Annotated in this window: 11 protein-coding genes; 4 read left to right on the top strand and 7 right to left on the bottom strand. The window is 67.8% G+C overall.

Annotated features, from left to right (window positions below; all coding sequences use genetic code 11):
* Nucleotides 1-236 precede the first annotated feature (236 nt).
* Nucleotides 237-1,340, top strand: coding sequence for an aldose epimerase family protein (locus tag ACZ7KI_RS24090; protein WP_470275348.1), 1,104 nt, complete (start codon nt 237-239; stop codon nt 1,338-1,340).
* A gap of 273 nt (nt 1,341-1,613) precedes the next feature.
* Here ACZ7KI_RS24090 and ACZ7KI_RS24095 read toward each other — a convergent pair whose 3' ends face one another.
* On the bottom strand, nt 1,614-3,626 hold the full coding sequence (locus tag ACZ7KI_RS24095) for a glycoside hydrolase (protein ID WP_470275349.1): 2,013 nt from the start codon (nt 3,624-3,626) through the stop codon (nt 1,614-1,616).
* A 147-nt stretch (nt 3,627-3,773) separates the two neighbouring features.
* Here ACZ7KI_RS24095 and ACZ7KI_RS24100 point away from each other — a divergent pair, with 147 nt between their 5' ends.
* From ACZ7KI_RS24100 to ACZ7KI_RS24110, 3 genes are read left to right on the top strand one after another with little or no spacing between them, the layout of a single operon-like run.
* Nucleotides 3,774-4,883, top strand: a complete 1,110-nt coding sequence (locus ACZ7KI_RS24100; protein ID WP_470275350.1) for a substrate-binding domain-containing protein — start codon at nt 3,774-3,776, stop codon at nt 4,881-4,883.
* A gap of 49 nt (nt 4,884-4,932) precedes the next feature.
* Nucleotides 4,933-7,143, top strand: coding sequence for a glycoside hydrolase family 3 C-terminal domain-containing protein (locus tag ACZ7KI_RS24105; RefSeq protein ID WP_470275351.1), 2,211 nt, complete (start codon nt 4,933-4,935; stop codon nt 7,141-7,143).
* Between the two features lie 49 nt (nt 7,144-7,192).
* Complete coding sequence (locus ACZ7KI_RS24110; protein ID WP_470275352.1) at nt 7,193-8,200, top strand: LacI family DNA-binding transcriptional regulator; 1,008 nt, start codon at nt 7,193-7,195, stop codon at nt 8,198-8,200.
* A 161-nt stretch (nt 8,201-8,361) separates the two neighbouring features.
* Here the strand turns inward: ACZ7KI_RS24110 and ACZ7KI_RS24115 are convergent, their stop codons facing one another.
* From ACZ7KI_RS24115 to ACZ7KI_RS24140, 6 genes are read right to left on the bottom strand one after another with little or no spacing between them, the layout of a single operon-like run.
* Nucleotides 8,362-11,166: a beta-galactosidase gene (locus tag ACZ7KI_RS24115; RefSeq protein WP_470275353.1), complete on the bottom strand. Its 2,805-nt coding sequence runs from the start codon at nt 11,164-11,166 to the stop codon at nt 8,362-8,364.
* Nucleotides 11,163-13,406 carry an alpha-xylosidase gene (yicI, locus tag ACZ7KI_RS24120; RefSeq protein WP_470275354.1) on the bottom strand — a complete coding sequence of 748 codons (2,244 nt, stop codon included), beginning with the start codon at nt 13,404-13,406 and terminating at the stop codon, nt 11,163-11,165. The genes ACZ7KI_RS24115 and yicI overlap by 4 nt, the downstream gene beginning before the upstream one ends.
* Nucleotides 13,403-14,215: a carbohydrate ABC transporter permease gene (locus ACZ7KI_RS24125; protein ID WP_465503333.1), complete on the bottom strand. Its 813-nt coding sequence runs from the start codon at nt 14,213-14,215 to the stop codon at nt 13,403-13,405. The genes yicI and ACZ7KI_RS24125 overlap by 4 nt, the downstream gene beginning before the upstream one ends.
* The gene (locus ACZ7KI_RS24130) at nt 14,212-15,096 is read right to left on the bottom strand and encodes a carbohydrate ABC transporter permease (protein WP_465503334.1); all 885 of its coding nucleotides are present in this window, start codon (nt 15,094-15,096) and stop codon (nt 14,212-14,214) included. The genes ACZ7KI_RS24125 and ACZ7KI_RS24130 overlap by 4 nt, the downstream gene beginning before the upstream one ends.
* Nucleotides 15,093-16,370, bottom strand: coding sequence for an ABC transporter substrate-binding protein (locus ACZ7KI_RS24135; protein ID WP_470275355.1), 1,278 nt, complete (start codon nt 16,368-16,370; stop codon nt 15,093-15,095). The genes ACZ7KI_RS24130 and ACZ7KI_RS24135 overlap by 4 nt, the downstream gene beginning before the upstream one ends.
* A gap of 32 nt (nt 16,371-16,402) precedes the next feature.
* Nucleotides 16,403-18,475, bottom strand: coding sequence for a glycoside hydrolase family 2 protein (locus ACZ7KI_RS24140; protein ID WP_470275356.1), 2,073 nt, complete (start codon nt 18,473-18,475; stop codon nt 16,403-16,405).
* Between the last annotated feature and the right edge of the window lie 172 nt (nt 18,476-18,647).

An 18,647-nucleotide genomic window follows, 5' to 3' on the forward strand; every position in this document is an offset into this window, starting at 1 on the left:
TACCTCCAAGGGATTTCTGGCGTCCGCGCACGGACGGCCGAATTCCGGCAAGCACAGGAAAGCGCTTTCCTCCTATGCGCACAAGGGGCAATTTTCCGTTGTCACCCAGGTGGCCGTCAGACCGTCCACTGAGGACATTGAGCGACTCACTCGAACCTGACCCGCGACGTGTTAGCGTTAACAGCGCCGGCCGGACGACGACCGGCGAACCGGACATCGGAGGCTCGGGAATGGGCGTGGTTTCGAAGGCCCCCACCGTCGGCAAGGAGCACCTCGGCGCCGTCGACGGTGAGGACGTGCACCGGTACGTCCTCACCAACGAGCACGGCGTCACCGTGCGGATCCTCACCTACGGCGGGGTCGTCCAGTCGGTGCACGCGCCCGATCGCGACGGCCACAGTGCCAACGTCGTCCTCGGCTTCGGAGACCTCGCCGGTTATGTCGCGAACAACCGTCCCGACGCCGCCCGGGTCTTCCTCGGCGCCATCGTCGGGCGGTACGCGAACCGCGTCGCGGGCGGCCGCTTCACCCTTGACGGCCAGGAGTACCGGCTCCCGCTGAACAACGGCGAGAACAGCCTGCACGGCGGCAGCGAAGGCTTCGACACCAAGGTGTGGGCCGCGACCGGCCTCGCCGACGCGGACGCCGCCGCGGTCCGGCTCACCCACGTCAGCCCGGACGGGGACCAGGGCTACCCCGGCACCCTCACCACCGAGGTCGTCTACAGCCTCGACAACCGGAACCGGCTGACCATCGGCTACCAGGCGACCACGGACGCGCCGACGGTCGTCAACCTCACCAACCACACCTACTGGAATCTCGCGGGCGAAGGCTCCGGCGACGTCCACGAGCACTGGCTGACCCTCAACGCCGACCATTTCTCCCCTGTCGGACCGGACCTGATCCCGGCCGGTGACCCGGAACCGGTCGACGGCACGCCGTTCGACTTCCGCCGTCCGGAACGGATCGGCGCCCGCCTCCACCTGGACGACCCCCAGCTGCGCGCCGGACACGGGTACGACCACAACTGGGTGCTCAACCGGAGCGACACGACGTCGCTCAGCGTCGCCGCGCGCGCCTGCGATCCGGTGTCCGGCCGCGTCCTCACCGTGCTGACGACCGAACCCGGCATCCAGTTCTATTCAGGCGCTTTCCTCACCGACGCGCTCACCGGCACCGGCGGCCGTCCGTACGGCCCCGGTGCCGGGTTCGCCCTCGAAGCGCAGCATTTCCCCGATTCGCCGAACCGGCCGGACTTCCCCAGCACCGTCCTGCGGCCGGGACAGACCTACCGGCAGACGACCGTCTACGAACTCGGCGTCACCGAAAGCACGCAGTAAGGCACTGAGACAACGGTGAGGGGTGGGCCGGGTTGGTCGTGAGTGGCGATTCGTGTTCTGGCCAATCGTGCCTTAGGTACTCACCATCGGATGGCGCGTGTGATCCGACGGAGGACACGTGTGATCCGACGGAGAGCACACGTGTCCTCCGTCTGATCACACGTGTCCTCCGTCTGATCACACGCGCCATCCATCCAGCCACGCGAAACCACCGACTCGGCCCGGGTCGGGCACTTTTGTCTCGAAAAGTGGCTTTCACGACCCGCCCGCTACTTACCCGCGCCCACCGGTCACGGCCCACCGCTGATTCGCGGCCGAGGTCGGCGTCCATGTCGAGACCTTCGCGCCATCCACTGTGGACTGCCCGGTCACGTCGAGCAGCCGCCCGGTCGCCGCGTTGACGAACGTCCAGCTGTCGGCACCGGAGGTCGACATGATCCACTGCCCGGCCCGGTCCGGCAGACCGGCGGACGGCGGCCGCAGGACGGCGTCGTCGCCGTTCACCGCGAGTTCCTTGCCGTTGGCCACGTTGACGACGGCGTAACGCTCCCGGTTGCTGTCGCCGAGCGTCAGCTTCCGCAGTTTCCACTGCTGCGCCTTGTCGACGGCGTCCGCCGCGCGGATCACCACACCGGACGCGTCGCCGTTCGGTGCCAGCGCTTTCCCGCTCGCGATCCCCTGCAACAGCCGCGTCTCTCCCGGCTGGACGACCGCGGCGTCCGGGGAGACTCCGGCGACACCGTCCACCAGGAAGGTCGTCACCGACTTCGCCGGCACGGTGAGGGTGGCGGATCGTCCGGTCACCCGCACCGGCGAGCCTTTGACGAGCGCGCCGCCCGCGCTGGTCACCACGGGCGTCACGGAGGCCCAAGGCAGGGCGAAACCGAACCGCGAAAGGTCCACGGTCACCTTCCGGGTGTCCGCGGAGTTGTTGACGTGCACCACGGTGGCCCCGAGCCCGTGGGACTTCACCGCCGCCACGCTCGACGGCTCGTCGACCTTGACGAACCGGTCGCCGGGCCGGATGTGGTGGGTGAAGTTGCGGATGGTGTGGAATTTGGTGTTGGGCTTGATCGGGCAGGTTTCGAGGGTGTCGGCGGCGGTGCAGTTGAACGGGATGTGGATGCTTCCCCAGTTCTTCCCTGCCGCGGCCTGTGGGATCGAGTCCTCGATGGGCTGCCAGAACACCCAGGCCGACGGCTCGAGTTCCCGCATGTCGCCGACCATCCGGGTGGCGATCCCCAGTCCGGGCTCCATGCTCGTGAAGTCGGTACCGGTCCCCCAGGTGCCTTCGACCTCGCTCATCCACAGCTTGCGGTCCGCGCCCTTGGCGATGTCCCGCGCGCTCGTGCGCATGCCGGTGTCGTAGGTGTGCACGTTGAGCTGTTCGACGGCCGCCCGCGCCGCGCCGTCGTAGGCGTTCCAGTTCTTGGTGAAGACGCCGGGGTTGGTTTCGTCCATCGCGGACACTTTCGCCCGGGTCGAGGACCCGTTCAGCTCGTTACGCAGTGCCGAAAGGACCTTCTTCTGCAGTTCGGGTCCGGCGTGCGCGCCTTCCTGCCGTCCGCCGGTCGGCTGCCCGTCCGGTCCTAGCTGTGTCCCCCAGTACGGGGTGTTCGGCTCGTTGAGCGGGGCGATGGTGTCGAACTTGATGTGGTGCGCCCGTTCCAGTTTCTCGGTGACCCGGACCAGATACTCGGCGAAGTCGCCGACCCGGTCGGCGCGGATCTGGTCGACGCCGGCGTCGAAACCGCCGGACACGTACCCGCTGACGGTCTGGAACCACGGCGGCGAATTGCTGAACGCCTCCCATTTGGTCACCTTGTTCTTGATCTGATCCACCCACCACCGCTGGGCGGCGTCGGCGTTCCAGTTCCAGTGGGCGGGGTTCGCGGGATCCCACCAGTCCGTGTTCTCGCGCGTGGTCCCCGGCGGTGCCTGCCAGAACCCGGGCATCGTCGCGCCCGTTTTCATGTAGTCCTTGCGGACGTCGGGCGCGTTGCCGCCGCCGATGTTGTAGCGCGCGATGTTGAGGTTCAGGCCGTCCTCGCCGAACAGCAGGTCGACGAGCCGCCGCCGGATCGGCTCGGGGTAACCGCCGGTGGCGTTGGCGAACCAGACCAGGCTCGTCCCCCATCCTTCGAACGGCTGATGCCGGTACGAGGGATCCACCCGGATCGTGACCGAACTCGCCGGCACGTCGGCACTTGCCGCCGTCGGGGCGAGGCCTCCGATCAGCACTGGTGTCAGAGCCAGCGCGATAGCGCCCAAGAGTCTTCTGGCCACAGGCACTTCCTTTCCAGGAGACCACGATCGTCGCGGTGGCTCCTTTGCCGTTCCTCCTGGTGGAGTCGTGAGGATCAGCTCACTGCCTGGCATAGTCACCGGTCAACGAAACGATCAAAAGCGCTCGACGTCGAACGGAATCGAACGATGGCCGGAAAAAGTCCGAAGCTGGCGACCCAGCGCCGTGACCTCATTCTCGCCGCCGTGCGGGCGGAGGGCACCGTCCGGCTCACGGACCTCGTCGAACTGCTCGGCGTTTCCGCGGTCACCGTGCGCCGGGACGTCACGGTGCTCGCCGATCGCGGGCTCGTGGTACGGGTACACGGCGGCATCAGCGCACCGCGCCACTCGGAACGGCCGCGACCGCACTCCGGTCCCGTTCGCGCCGCCGGACCCGCCGTCGCCACCGCGTTCGTCGGGATGGTGGCCCCGTCGGTCGAGTACTACTGGCCCGCGGTCATCAGGGGTGCGCAGGCCGCCCTCGCCGCGGCAGGCGGGCGGCTCCTCACGCGGGCGTCGAGTTACGACCCGGCCGAAGACCGGCGCCGGGCAGGCGAACTGCTCGACCGCGGGGTGCAGGCCCTGCTGGTCGCGCCGAGCACCACCGGCCGCGCGGGCGTCGAGCTGCTGCGGTGGCTGGGCGGCCTCTCCGTACCCGTCGTGCTGGTCGAACGCCTCCCGCCGCCCGAACTGCCTTCGATCGCACTGGACGCCGTGATCACCGACCACGTGATCGGCGCGGGAATGGCCGTCCGTCATCTGGCGGCATTGGGGCACCGCCGGATAGGTTTGGTGCTGTCCCGGCAAAGCCCGCACAGCGAACAGATCCGGATTGGCTGGTGCACCACGCTGAAATCGCTCGGACTCGGCACCGAAGAAGTGCCCACAATGGACATTCCGCCGTACGGTCTCCCCGGCTGGCCGCGTGAGGCCGACGAACTCCTCGATCGGTACCGGAGCACGGGCACGACGGCCCTGCTGGTGCACGCCGACCGGGAGGCCATCGGCATGGTGGAACGCGCGCAGGAGCGGGGTATCCGGATCCCGGACGAGCTCACGATCGTGTCCTACGACGACGAAGTGGCCGCCGTGGCCGATCCGCCACTGACCGCGGTCCGGCCACCGAAGCACCGTCTCGGGGCGCTGGCCGCCGAACTCGCGCTCGCGAAGGCGGACGATCCGATCGACCGGCCGGTACACCGCGTCGTGCTCTGGCCGACCCTCGCGGTGCGCGATTCCTGCGGCTCCCCACCCTGAAATCCAGCCGAGTACACAGTGGACAGCTCACCGCCGGAAAGGAATCCCGTTGACCTCGCCGATCGAATCCACCGACCTCACGCTCGAACAGAAGGCGTCGCTGCTGTCCGGCCGCGACTTCTGGAACACCGAAGCGATCGAGGAGGCGGGTGTCCCGTCGATCCTGCTCTCCGACGGTCCGCACGGCCTGCGACGGCAGGACAGCGAGGCCGACAATCTCGGGGTCCACGACAGCGTGCCGGCCACCTGTTTCCCGCCGTCGGTCGCGGTGGGTTCCAGCTGGGATCCCGAGATCGCGGCTCGCGTCGGCGCGGCCATCGGCAGGGAAGCACGGGCGGCCGGGGTCTCGGTGGTGCTCGGACCGGGCGTGAACATCAAGCGTTCCCCGTTGTGCGGCCGCAATTTCGAGTACTACTCCGAGGATCCGCTGCTGAGCGGAGTGCTCGCCACGGCCTACGTGCGGGCCATGCAGGCTGAGGGCGCCGGCGCGTCGGTGAAGCATTTCGCCGCCAACAACCAGGAAACCGACCGGATGCGGGTCAGCGTGGACGTGGACGAGCGGACCCTGCGCGAGATCTACCTCCCGGCGTTCGAGCGTGTCGTGACAGAGGCGCGTCCGGCGACGGTGATGTGCTCGTACAACCGCGTGAACGGTGTCTACGCGTCGCAGAACCGCCGTCTGCTCACCGACGTGCTGCGGGACGAGTGGGGTTTCGACGGCACCGTCGTGTCGGACTGGGGCGCGGTGAACGACCGGGTCGCCGCGCTCGCCGCGGGTCTGGACCTCGAAATGCCGGGTACCGGCGGCAGCGGCGACGCCGAGATCGTGGCGGCGGTCCGGAACGGGGAGCTGGACGAAGCCGTCGTCGACCGGAGTGTGCGCCGCGTTCTCGGCCTCATCGGCCGGTCGGTTCCCCCGGCAGGCGAAATCGATCCCGACGAGCAGCATGAGGTGGCGAAACAGGTCGCCGCCGACTGTGCGGTCCTGCTGAAGAACGACCGGGACGCGCTGCCGCTGAGCACGCGGTCGGCGGTGGCGGTCATCGGCGAGTTCGCCGCGAGCCCGCGTTTCCAGGGCGGCGGGAGCTCCCACGTCAACCCCACCCGAGTCGACGCCGCGCTCGACGCGATCCAGGAACTCGGCGACACCGTGACCTACGCGAGCGGCCTGGCCGACAACGCCGTCGAAATCGCCCGTCAGGCCGACGTCGCGGTGGTGTTCGCGGGGTTGGGCGAACGGGACGAATCCGAGGGCTTCGACCGGGAGACCATCGAACTCCCGGCGGCGCAGATCGAGCTCATCCAGGCGGTCGCGGCGGCGAGCAGGCGCACCGTGGTCGTCCTCTCCCACGGTGGCGTCGTGTCGCTGGAGGGGTGGCACGACGACGTCGACGCCATTCTGGACGGCTGGCTGCTCGGTCAGGCGGGCGGAAGCGCGATCGCCGATCTGCTCTTCGGGATCACCAACCCGTCGGGCCATCTCGCCGAGAGCATCCCCCTGCGGCTGCGGGACAACCCCAGTTACCTCAACTTCCCCGGCGAATCGGGCCACGTCCGGTACGGCGAAGGGGTCATGGTCGGCTACCGCTACTACGAAACCGCCGAGGTCGCCGTCCGCTACCCCTTCGGCCACGGCCTGTCCTACACGACCTTCGAGACCGGCGACCTCACGGTCACCGCGACGGGCGACGACTCCGCGACCGTCGCGGTGGACGTCACCAACACCGGGCCCCGCGCCGGGAAACACGTCGTCCAGGTCTACGTCGCCACCAGCGCGGCTCCGGTGCGCAGCCCGGCGCGGGAACTGCGCGCGTTCACCAAGATCTCCCTCGAACCGGGCGAGACCCGCCGCGTCGAGCTCACCCTCGATCGGCGAGCTTTCGCCTGGTACGACATCGAACTGAGCCGGTGGGTGGTCTCTCCCGGCGACTACACCGTCCAAATCGGGCGGGACGCGGCGCGGATCGTCGCCGAAACGCCGATCACGCTGGCAGGCGACTTCATCATCCCGGTCCTGTCGCTCGATTCGACGGTCGAGCAGTGGTTCGGCCACCCCGTCGTCGGCCCGGAACTCGGCGAGCTGCTCGCCGCGAGCATTCCCGACGGTCAGGGCGAACAGGCGCGGAACAGCGCCGACTGGATGCGCATGGTCGCGTCGATGCCCATGCGCCAGTTCACCAAGCTCATGGCCTACCGGGGTGTCGAACTGCCGTCCGAAAGCCTGCCGCGGCTGATCGAGCTGAGCAAGGGTGGCGCGTGAGACGCCCCGACGTCGTCGAATCGATTCGACTCCGCACTATCATCGAAGCATGGTCACCATCGCAGATGTCGCCCGAGCGGCCGGGGTCTCCCCGAGCACCGTGTCCTACGTGCTTTCGGGCAGGCGTTCGATCTCCGAGGACACCCGTCGCCGCGTCCAGCACAGCATCAGCGAACTGGGTTACCACCCGAACGCCGGCGCCCGCGCGCTGGCCAGCAGCCGCACCAACGTGCTCGCGCTCGTCGTCCCGCTGCGGACGGACCTGAACGTCCCGGTGGTCATGCAGTTCGTCGCGGGCACGGTCACCAAGGCCCGCACCTACGACCACGACGTGCTGCTGCTGACCAAGAACGAAGGCCCGGACGGCCTGCGCCGGATCGCCGCGTCCGCCATCGCCGACGCGCTGATCGTGATGGACGTCGAGACCTCCGAACCCCGCCTCCCGGTGCTGAGATCCTTGCACCGGCCGGTGGTGCTGATCGGCGTTCCCGCCGACCCCGGCGACCTGACCTGCGTCGATCTCGACTTCACCGCCGCCGGCGCCACGAGCGTCACGCATCTGGCCGACCTCGGCCATCGCGAGGTCGTGCTGATAGGCCCCTCCCCCGCGGTCTACAAGCGCGGCACGAGCTACGCGGGACGCTTCCTGCGTGGCTTCCGCCAGACCGCCTCGAAACGCAAGATCCGCGCGGGCTCGTTCCCGTGCGCTCCTTCTTACGACGCGCTCCGGGCCTGCCTCGACGACGTGTTCGCCAAACACCCCGGCGTCACCGGGCTGGTCGTGCACAACGAGGCCATCCTCGGCCCCCTGCTGTCCGAACTGAGCCGCCGCGGCAAGCAGGTACCGCAGGACATCTCGGTGCTGGCGGTCTGCCCGGAGGACATGGCCGAGGCACAGTCGGTCCAGCTCACGTCGATCGCCATACCGGCCGCCGAACTCGGCAGCCTCGCCGTCGAGATGGCCATGCGGCGTCTCGACGACGGAGGCCAGGGTGAAGTCCGGCTGCTGTCACCCCGGCTGACCGAGCGGGGCAGCACCGGCCCGGCGGCTTCGTAGCTGGTCAAGTACGTGAAGGCCCCCTAGGGGTGTGAGCGGCGAATCGAGAGCCGGGCATGATCTCATGTCGCGAAAGCCACATCTGTGACCCGACACAGGACAGCGAGCGGGGAGGAATCAGGACACTGAACGTCCCGATTCCTCCCCGCTCACCGCTCCCCCTACCGCGTCCCCCCGGTCCAGTGGTTCCCCAGCTGGACAAGGCTCACCGGCACCGGAGCACCCGGCCCGGCTTCGGCCGAGACCACCGCCAGCGACAGGCTGTTCGCGTTCTTGAGCACCCCGGCCGGCAGCACGAAGTCGCGTTGCGGACCGCCGTTGACGTACTGGCCCATGTTCCAGCCGTTGACGAACACGAACACCCGGTACTTCCCTGCCCGCTCCCCGAACCGCAGCGCCACCGAGACGTCCTGGTTCTTGGGCGTGTCGGCCCGGAACGTGGTGCGGTACCAGGAAACCCCCGGCTCCGTGGTGGCGGGCGGCCGCTCCCAGCGCCCGTGACCACCGTCGGGGAGATGCCAGCCCTCGCGTTCGCCGTACAGACCGCCGGCGTTCAGCGGGCCGCGTTCGGCGTCGGTGGTGCGACCGCCTCGGATCTGCCAGGAGATCTTCGCGTCGCCGATCGCCGCCCCGAAGAGGCCGCGCGGCTGTTTGAACCTGGTGTCGTCGGCCGTCCAGTCGTCGTTGTGCCCCATGTTCGTCACGAGTACCGAGAGCCGGGCCGGCTTTCCCTTGGCCAGCAACCCTTCCGGCACGGCGAAGTCGCCGCGGCCGGGATCGGGGTTCACCGGCGGTTCCGAATCGGCTTGCGTACCGCCGAGGGCGGACCCGAGATAGCGCCCGTTGAGCCACACCAGATAGCTGCCGCCCTTACCCGTGATGGCGTTCAGCGACACCTTCTTCTCGCTGCCGTCGGCGGTGAAATCCCCGCGATACCAGACGTTGCCGTTGTGGTAGCCGTACTCGTCGGAGTAGAGGACCGGCAGGGTCTTCGGCTTGATCGGGCTCGCGGTCGTGGTCTTGTCCGCGACCGTCCAGCCCGTCTCACCGGTGGCGGGCGCTTCGGCCCGGTACTGCCAGCCGGACAACGCGGGCAGCGTCACCGCACGCGGCCCAGGAAGCGCGCCCAGCAGCGAACCACTCGGCGTGCGCCTGGTCTCCACCTGCCTGCCGCCGACGACGAGCCGGCGGGCCGGAGCGAAGACCTCGACGTCGCCCGGCGCGTCCGTGTCGGCCCGGAGCACGAGCTTGTCGCCCGCCATCTTGGCCTCACGCACGACCGAGGTGCCCCGGATAAGCACCGGCCCGGCCTCGGTGTCCATCCGCCAGAACTGGGCGGCGGTCTCGTCGGTGCCGAGCAGGAGCAGCATCGGCGGCCGTCCCCCACCCGAGACGAGCACCCTGGCCAGCCCCGAGTGGGTGTAGTCGAGGCGCAGATCCTTGCCGTCGAACGAGCTTCGCACGTCACCTTCCAGCACCCGCACGTTCGGTGCCGACGAATACCGCAGCACCGTCGATCCCTGCTCGCCTTGCCGCCCGTACAACATCGCGACGTCGCGGCCGTCCGCGGTGACGTGGGTCAGGATCTCCGAGTTCGACCACACCAGCCGCTGCCCGCCGAGGTCGTATCCGGCGACCAGGACCTTGGCGTCCCGTCCGTCGACCCTCACCGGCACCGAGTAGTCGCCGTCCGGGGTCGACCAGTCCAAAGTGGTCGAAAGATCCGTGGACGCGCGCCGATCCGCGTGGCGGACGAGGACGAACTGCGTACGGGTGTCCGGATTGGACCTCGCCTGGGTGAAGACGGCCGGGTCCGCGGACTTCGGCGCGGTGGCCGCGTCCGTCTCCCTCAAGGGCGCGACCGTGGTCACGAAGTAGCCCTGACGCTTGAACTCGTCGTACTTCTCGGTCAGCCCGCGTGACTCGGTGATCGCCGCGCCGTAGTCGTAGGAGGTGTAGACGTCGTTGGGTTGCGGCAGCCAGCCCCAGGACGTGCCGCCGTACAGCATGTAGTAGCCGAACATCGTCGCGCCGCTGCCGACGACGTTCGACTTGTAGTACACCTTCATGAAGTCCGGGCCGGTCAGTTCCCGGCACTTCTCGTAGCCCGCGTTGTTCAGGTCGATGGCGCCGGCCTGGTACTCGGCGGCGTAGACCGGGGCGTCGTCGCGCAGCCGTCGGGTGACGCCTTCGCCCCACGTCCCCCACGTATCCGGATCGGGGCAGTTGAACGCCTGCGGATAGTCGTCGACACCGGGGATCTGGACGGCGCCTTGGCCAGAAGACCAGTTCGGCAGATCTCCGTTGCAGCAGTTGTTGTGCACGATCGGGACGTCGATCCCGTCGGCCCTGGCCTTATCCTGGAGCTGTTCCATGTAGAGCGGGTCGACGTTGGCGCCGTATTCGTTCTCCGCGTTGTACGCGATCACTGAACCGCCACGGGTGACCTGGTGGCGGGCCAGGATCGGGTTGATCCGGCCGAGCCATTCCCGGTAGGCGGCGGTGTAGCCCGGGTCGCTCGACCTCGCGCGGCCGTCGACCGTCTTGAGCCACGCGGGAAAACCGCCGCCGGTGGTCTCGGCGTTGATGTAGGGACCTGGCCGGGCGATCACGTACAGCCCGAGCTCCTCGGTCATCCTCAGCAGCCGCTCCACGTCCCGCACGCCGCTGAAGTCGTACACGCCGGGGGCCGGAGAGTGGTAGCCCCAGTGGAAGTACAGCGAGACGCCGGTGAACCCGGCGGCCCGGATCTTCTCCAGCACGTCCCGCCACAGCTCCGGGCTGGGCAGCCGGAAGTAGTGGAACTCACCGGACCACAGCATGATCCGGCGGCCGTCGACGGTCATCGAATACTTGTCGTAGCCGACCTGGTGCTCCCGCGCCTGCGTGACCGGCGCCGCGCTCACCGACGGGACGGGTGCGACGACCAGGCCCAGCAGCATCAAGAAGGCGGCGAAGATCCTCATTGGACACCTTCGATCGTCAAGGCGCTTCCCGTCGCCACGATCGGATCGTCACCCTCGGGGAAGGCCACCTGCCAGGTCGGGGGCGCGGACTCGGCGTCGATATGGACGCTGTCGCCCTCACGGCGGGTGTGGAACGTCGAGCCGCCGACGGTGGTGGTGATCCGGGCGCCGTCCTCCAGCTGGTACAGCCGCAGCGTGACGCCGTCGGCGTAGTCGTAGTCCGGCCGGTCGTCGACCGCGCCCAGCGGCAGGACGGTGTTGGGACGCACGAGCAGCGGGACGGTGAGCATGTCGCAGACCGTGGTCACCCAGCGGGGCCCTTGGATCTCCTCGCCGGTGAAGTAGTCGGTCCAGACGCCGTCCGGAACGTAGTAGGTCACTTCGCCTTCGTCGGAGAACACCGGGGCCACCAGGAGGGAGCCCCCGAGCATGTACTGCCGCTCCAGGTGCGCGCACGCCGGATCGGCGGGGAACTCCAGCGCCATCGCCCGCATCATCGGGACGCCCTCGGCCGACGCCTGTGTCGCCGCTTGCCACAGGTACGGCATCAACCGCGCCTTGAGCTTCGAGAACACCCGCAGGACGTCGACGGCCTCCTCGTCGAACAGCCACGGCACCCGGTAGGACGAACTGCCGTGCAACCTGCTGTGCGAGGACAGCATCCCGAACGCGATCCAGCGTTTGAACAGCGCCGGATCCGGAGTGCCTTCGAAGCCGCCGATGTCGTGGCTCCAGTACCCGAACCCGGACAGGCCGAGGGAAAGCCCGCCGCGCAGGCTCTCGGCCATCGATTCGTAGGTCGACTCGCAGTCACCGCCCCAGTGCACCGGGAACTGCTGGGACCCCGCGGTGGCCGAGCGGGCGAACACCACCGCCTCGTCTTCGCCGCGGTGTTCGCGGAGCACGTCGAAGACGGTCTTGTTGTACAAGTAGGTGTAGTAGTTGTGCATCCGCTCGGGATCGGATCCGTCGAAGTAGACGACGTCCGTCGGAACCCGCTCGCCGAAGTCGGTCTTGAAGCAGTCCACGCCCTGATCGAGCAGCGCGGCCAGCTTGCCCGCGTACCACTCGCGCGCGGCGGGGTTGGTGAAGTCGACCAGCGCCATCCCCGGCTGCCAAAGATCCCACTGCCACACGTCACCGTTCGGTTTGCGCAGCAGGTAACCGCCGGCGACCCCCTCGGCGAACAACGGCGACCGTTGCGCCACATACGGATTGATCCACACCGAGATGCGCAGGTCCCGTGCTTTCAGGCGCTCCAGCATGCCGACGGGGTCCGGGAACGTCCGCGGATCCCATTCGAAGTCGCACCAGTTGAACTCGCGCATCCAGAAACAGTCGAAGTGGAACACGCTCAGCGGCAGGTCGCGTTCGATCATGCCGTCGACGAAGCTCGAGACCGTCTCTTCGTCGTAGGACGTGGTGAACGACGTCGACAGCCACAGGCCGAAGGACCACGCGGGCGGGAGCGCCGGCCTTCCGGTCAGCGCCGTGTACTTGCGCAGGATCTCCTTCGGGCTCGGACCGTAGATGACGAAGTACTCCAGCGACTGGCCCTCGACGCTGAACTGCACCCGCGACACCGCTTCCGAGGCGACCTCGAAGGACACGTTCCCCGGATGGTTGACGAACACGCCGTAACCGGCGTTGGTCAGGTAGAACGGGACGTTCTTGTAGGCCTGTTCGCTGCTCGTGCCCGCGTCGGCGTTCCAGATGTCGACGACCTGGCCGTTGCGCACCAGTGGCCCGAACCGCTCGCCGAGCCCGTAGACCTGGGTGCCCACGCCGAGATCCAGCTGGTCACGGACATGGTGTGTGCCGTCGAGGCTCATGAAGCCCATGCCCTTGGCCCCGCTGGTGGTGAGCACCTTGTCGCCCGCGACGAAGTCGACCTTCCACCCCTCGCCGCGGTTCAGCCGGACCGACAACGAGCCGGCGGTGAGCGTGTGGCCGTCCTCGGAGACTTTCGCCTCCTCGTCGACGGTCGCCAGTTCGAAACTGGGCTCTTGTGGCAACCCGCCCTCGAAGTGCGTGACGCTCACTCCGATCACGTCCGGCATCGGCGACGAGAACCCGACCGTCGCCACCGGTCCCTTCAACAGGTCGCCGCGGTGGCGGATGCGATGGGTCGGCGCGTGCACCACGATCCGGCCGTCCCCCGCGGTGAGGTCGTACACCTCGACCGGATGCGCCGCCTGTACCCCCTCGCGCAGCAGCCAGTAGCCGTTGCTGAATTTCATTTGACCGCCCCTGCCGTAATGCCACGTGTCAACGTCCGCTGGAAGATCAGGAAGAAGGCGATCGCCGGGATGACCCCGAGCAACGCCGAGGCACTGGTCATGGTCGCGTCCATCATCCGCTGCCCCTGAAGCACACCCAGTGCGACCGGGACGGTCTGGGTGTCGTTGGAGATCAGCAGGATCAGCGGCAGGAAGAACTCGTTCCACGTCCAGATGAAGAAGAACACGAACAGCACGCCGAGGGTCGGCTTGCTGATCGGAACCACGATCCGCACCAGGGTCTGCCATTTGTTCGCGCCGTCGAGGTAAGCGGCCTCGAGCAGCTCGTGCGGGAACCCGACGTAGGTCGAGGACAGCAGGTAGGTACCGAACGCGGCCTGGATGATCGTGAAGATGATGATCACGCTGAGCTGCGTGTCGTACAGACCCGTCTCGTTGGCGAGGAAGTACAGCGGGTAGGCCAGCGCTTCCTGCGGCAGCGTGTTCGCGATGAGGAACGCGACCAGGATCCACGTCCGGCCGCGGACCCGCCCGATGCCCAGCGCGTAGGCGTTCAGTACCGAGATCACCACCGCGAGCACCGCGACCGACCCGCTGATCACGACGCTGTTGAGCAGTTTCTGCCCGAAGTCCACCCGTACCCAGAAGTCGATCAATCCCTGCAGGTACACCCCGTCGGGAAAGGACAGCGGACCGTCCGCGGCGTACTCCGCCGGGGACTTCAGCGCGTTCACCGCCACGATCAGGAACGGCGCGAGCATCACGACCGCGAGAACGATCAACGACCAAAGCGTCAGATGCCGTTTCACGCGCGCTCACCCCGCCTCTGGATACGAAGGAAAATCGTGGTCAGGACGAGGATCAGGACCGTGAGCACGGTCGCGATCGCCGCGCCGTAGCCGACCTGGGTCTTCTCGAAGAAGTTCTGGAACGAGTAGTACGACGGCACGTTCGTCGAACCTCCGGGACCGCCCCGGGTCAGCACGTAGATCGGCCCGAACACCTTCAACGCGGCGATGGTGCAGGTCAGCAGGACCACGAAGACCTCGGGCCGCAGCTGCGGCACCGTCACATGCCAGAACCGGCCCCACCACGACGCGCCGTCCAGCTCGGCCGCCTCGTTCAGTGACGGATCGGCCCGTTGCATCCCGGCCATGAAGATCACCACCGGGTAGCCGACCTGGATCCACACCATCACACCCATCACGCTCCACAGCGCGACATCCGGGTCACCAAGCCAGTTCTGGCCGAGCGACCCGAGGCCGACGGCGGAGAGGAGTTCGTTGACCGCCCCCTCGGGCGCCAAGATCCAGCTCCACACGACGCCTGCCACCGCGATCGGCAGCACCTGCGGCAGATAGACGCAGGCACGCAGCACACTGGCCGCCCGCGTCCCGAACCGCTTGGCCACGAAATCGAACAACGCTGCCGCGACGATCAGCCCCAGCACCGTCGGCACGATGGCCATCGCCACCACGAGCCCGAGGTTGTGGCGGAACGACGCCCAGAAGACGTCGTCCGCGAACAACCGCCGGTAATTCTCCAGTCCTGTCCACTTCGGATCGCCGGCGCCGGACCACTGGGTGAAGCTGATGCCGATGTTCATCGCGAACGGCACCAGGATCACCGCGATCAGCAGCAGCGCGCCGGGAATCAGGAAGAGCAGATAACTTCCTCGTCCTCTGGTCATTTCCCGATGTTCGCCAGATTCTCCTCGTAGGGCTTGGCGAGCTCGTCGAGCGCCTGTGACGGCGAGGCGCTCGACGTGATGAGCTTCTGCGTCGCCGAAACATGGACGTCGTAATATCCGGGAGCGGGCCAATCGGGATAGAACGCCAGCTTGTCCTGTGTGGACAGCGTGGTGAAGTCCTCCACCAGTTCCTTCAGCTGCGGGTCGGCGGGCGGCGTCGGGCTGTTCACCACCGGGACACCCCCGGCCTCACGCAGCTTGTCCTGAATGGGCTGGGACATGGTGATCGCGATGAAGTCGAGCGCGAGGTCCCGGTTCTTCGCCCCCTTGGGGATGACCCACATGTTGCCCGCGGATCCCGAGGTCATCCCCGGCCACGGGACCGAACCCCACTGGAAGTTCTTGATGCTCTGGACCAGCCTGCCGTACCACCAGCTGCCGCTGATCATGATCGGGTACTTGCCCTGCATGAACGAGGTGCCCATGCCCTCGGCGTCCACCCCGGCCGAATCCTTGCTGATGTAGCCCTTCTTCACCCAATCGGCGAAGGTCGTCGCACCGTAGGTCCACGCGGCGTCGTGGAAGTCCACCTTGCCGGTGTAGCGCTGGTAGCGGTCCACCCAGGCGCGGTCGGCCTTGGTCAGCGCGAGCTGGTACAGGACCTGGTGCGCCGGGTACTCCGAGCCGCCGATGGCCAGCGGGGTGACCCCGGCGGCGGCGAACTTGTCCATGGCCGCGGTCAACTGCTCGATGGTCTTGGGCGCCTCGAGACCCTGCTGCGCGAACATGTCCTTGTTGTAGAAGATCTTCACGTATTCGGCGTAGTTCGGGACCCCGTACCACTTCCCGGACCCCATCACGCCGTTCTCGTCGTACCGGGCGGTGGTCTGCAGCGCCGGGGTGAGCTGCTTGTCCCAGCCGCGTTTGGTCACCTCGTCGCTGATGTCGGTCAGCAGCCCCTGCTTGGACAGCAGCCCCGCGGTGGCGTTGCCCTTGTTGTATTCCAGGACGTCCGGCGCGTCACTCGAATTCAGCACCATCGGCGCCGTCTTCTGGATCTGCTCGAACCCCTTCTCCTCGAAGGTGACCTTGACACCGGGGTGGCTCGCTTCGAACTGCTTGATAGCTTCGGCCCAGGCCACGCCCATAGCGCTGTCCGGCGCCTCGTAGTGCCACAGCTTCAGCGTTTTCGAATCGCCGCTGCCTGCTCCGGAGCCGCAGCCGGCGATGGCCAGCATGGCGGCCATCGCGGCGGCCAGTAATCGCTTGGACATCAGGGTTCTTCCTCCACGAAAATCGGTGATCGTCAGCCCGTGAGGGTCCACGTGGCCTGGTCGGTGTGAATACGGCCGTCCTTGACTCCGGACACCGTGACCACGTTGGGCCCGGGGTTCAGGGAGACTTCCGGCCAGACGACGGCCCGGTCGGCACCACTGCGGGTGGCGCCGATCTGCCTGCCGTTGACGCGCAGTGTGACAGTGTCGGCGTTGGTGTACACCTTGACGTCGGTCTTCGAAGCGGTTCGGGTGGTCCAGCGGCCGCTCGCGAGATGGACGACCGGACTGTTGGTCCAGTTCGCCTGATACCAGTAGTAGGCGTCCTTGCGGATCTGGCGGTCGCCGGTCACCAGGCCCTTGTCGTTGCGGCCGTAGGTGTCGCCTTCGCTGCGACCGTCGGAGGCGAAGTCGAACATCACCCAGACGAATCCGCCCCACAGATACGGGCGGCTCTCGATGGCGCGCCAGTAGTCCTCGTGGAACGTGGCCTGGTACTCCTCGGGATGCCAGTCCGAATCCGGCACCGGCCGGGCCGGGCGCTCCTCGTGCTGGTGGACACTCGCCCCCGCGCCGTACTCGCTCATGCCGATCTTGCGCCACGGGTCGGCCGCGTGCAGTTCGTCGGCCCACTTCCCGAAGTCCGCGGTCGAGTCGGTGTACCAGCCGAAGTACTTGTTGTAACCGCTGATCTCGGTATGCGAGTTCAGGACTCCGCGGTCCCACACGCAGCAGCTCGCATACGCGGTCATGCCGCTCGTCCGCTCGGCCGTGACCTGACGGGTCAGCGCGGCGACGAGTTCGTTGACCTCGGGAGTGTCGTTCCACAGTTCGTTGCCCAGCCCCCAGAACACCACCGACGGATGGTTGAAGTTCTGCCGGACGAGCTCGCTCGTCTGCTGTTCGGTCGTGGCCCGGAACTCGGCGGACGCGGTCGTGAGGTTGACCAGCGGGATCTCGGTCCACACGAGGAAGCCGTACCGGTCGGCGAGGTCGTAGAACCGCGGCCCGTGCTGGTAGTGCGCGGTCCGCACCGCGTTCACGCCCATTTCGGACATCAGCCGGAAGTCCTCCGCCAGCTCCGGCGGCGAAATCGCGAAACCCTTTCCGATCCGGTCCTGGTGCACGTTCACGCCCTGGACGCGCAGGTGGTTTCCGTTGAGATGCAAGCCTTTGTCCGGCTCCACCGTCACGGTCCGGACGCCGAGTGGCTCGGTCACCGTGTCCACGATCCGCCCGGTTCGCGGGTCGAGCACGTCGACGACCACCTGATAGGTGAAGGGGTCCGTGCGTCCCGCCCAGAGCCGGGGCCGGTCGATGACGAGGGTCTGCGCGACCGGGGTCCCGGCCGGACGCACTCCTGTCGTTCCCTGTGTGACAGGAAGGCCGCGCTCCCCGGTGATCCGGGTCCGGATCTTCGCGTCGCCGCCGGCGAGCTTCGTGGTCACGTCGATCACCGCGCTGCGCGCCGAGACGTCACGCTGTCGCAAGTAGACACCCGGGCCACCGAAGTCGAGCATGTCGACGTGCGTCCGGTCGGTCACGACCAGGCTGACGTCGCGGTACAGCCCGCCGCCCATGGTGAAGTCACCCGACAGCGGCGCGACCGCGGAGTCCGGCGCGTTGCTGACGCTGACCGCGATCAGGTTGTCCCGTCCCGGCCGCAGCACGGAGGTCGCGTCGAACCGGAACCGGGAATAGCCGCCTTTGTGCTCGCCGAGGCGTACGCCGTTGACCCAGACCACCGCGGTGGTGTTCGCACCGTCGAACTGCAGCCAGAGCTTCCTGCCCGCGGCCTGCGGCGGCACCACGAGCGACCGGCGGTACCAGCCGACCCCGCGGTAGTAGTCACCGCCGCCGTCTTGTCCGTCTTCTGCGTTCCAGGTGTGCGGCACGGTCACCCGCGCCCAGGCCGAGTCGTCGAATCCGGCGTTCGCCGCACCGGGCACGTCCCCGCGGAAGAACCGCCAGTCCCGGTCGAGGTCCACGGTCTGACGGCCCGCTCGTGCCGGAGCGGGCGACGCGGTCACGACGGTGCCACTCACCAGGAGGAAAGCCACGACGAGGAGTGAGACCGCCGTCTTGCGGCGGTGTCCGTTGGCCACGGTGGCCTCCCTCGGCATCTGCGGTGATCCGAACTGTCGAAGCGCTTCGACGACACGATAGGACCACGCGGCCGCTCAACACAACGTCTTGACCGGGGGCGGCGGCGCCTCTAGTGTCGAGGCACTTTTGCCCATCGCCCGGCCAGAAGGGTCGTGAAGGCCTTCTTTGACT

The organism is Amycolatopsis sp. NPDC039088 (genome assembly GCF_055598845.1).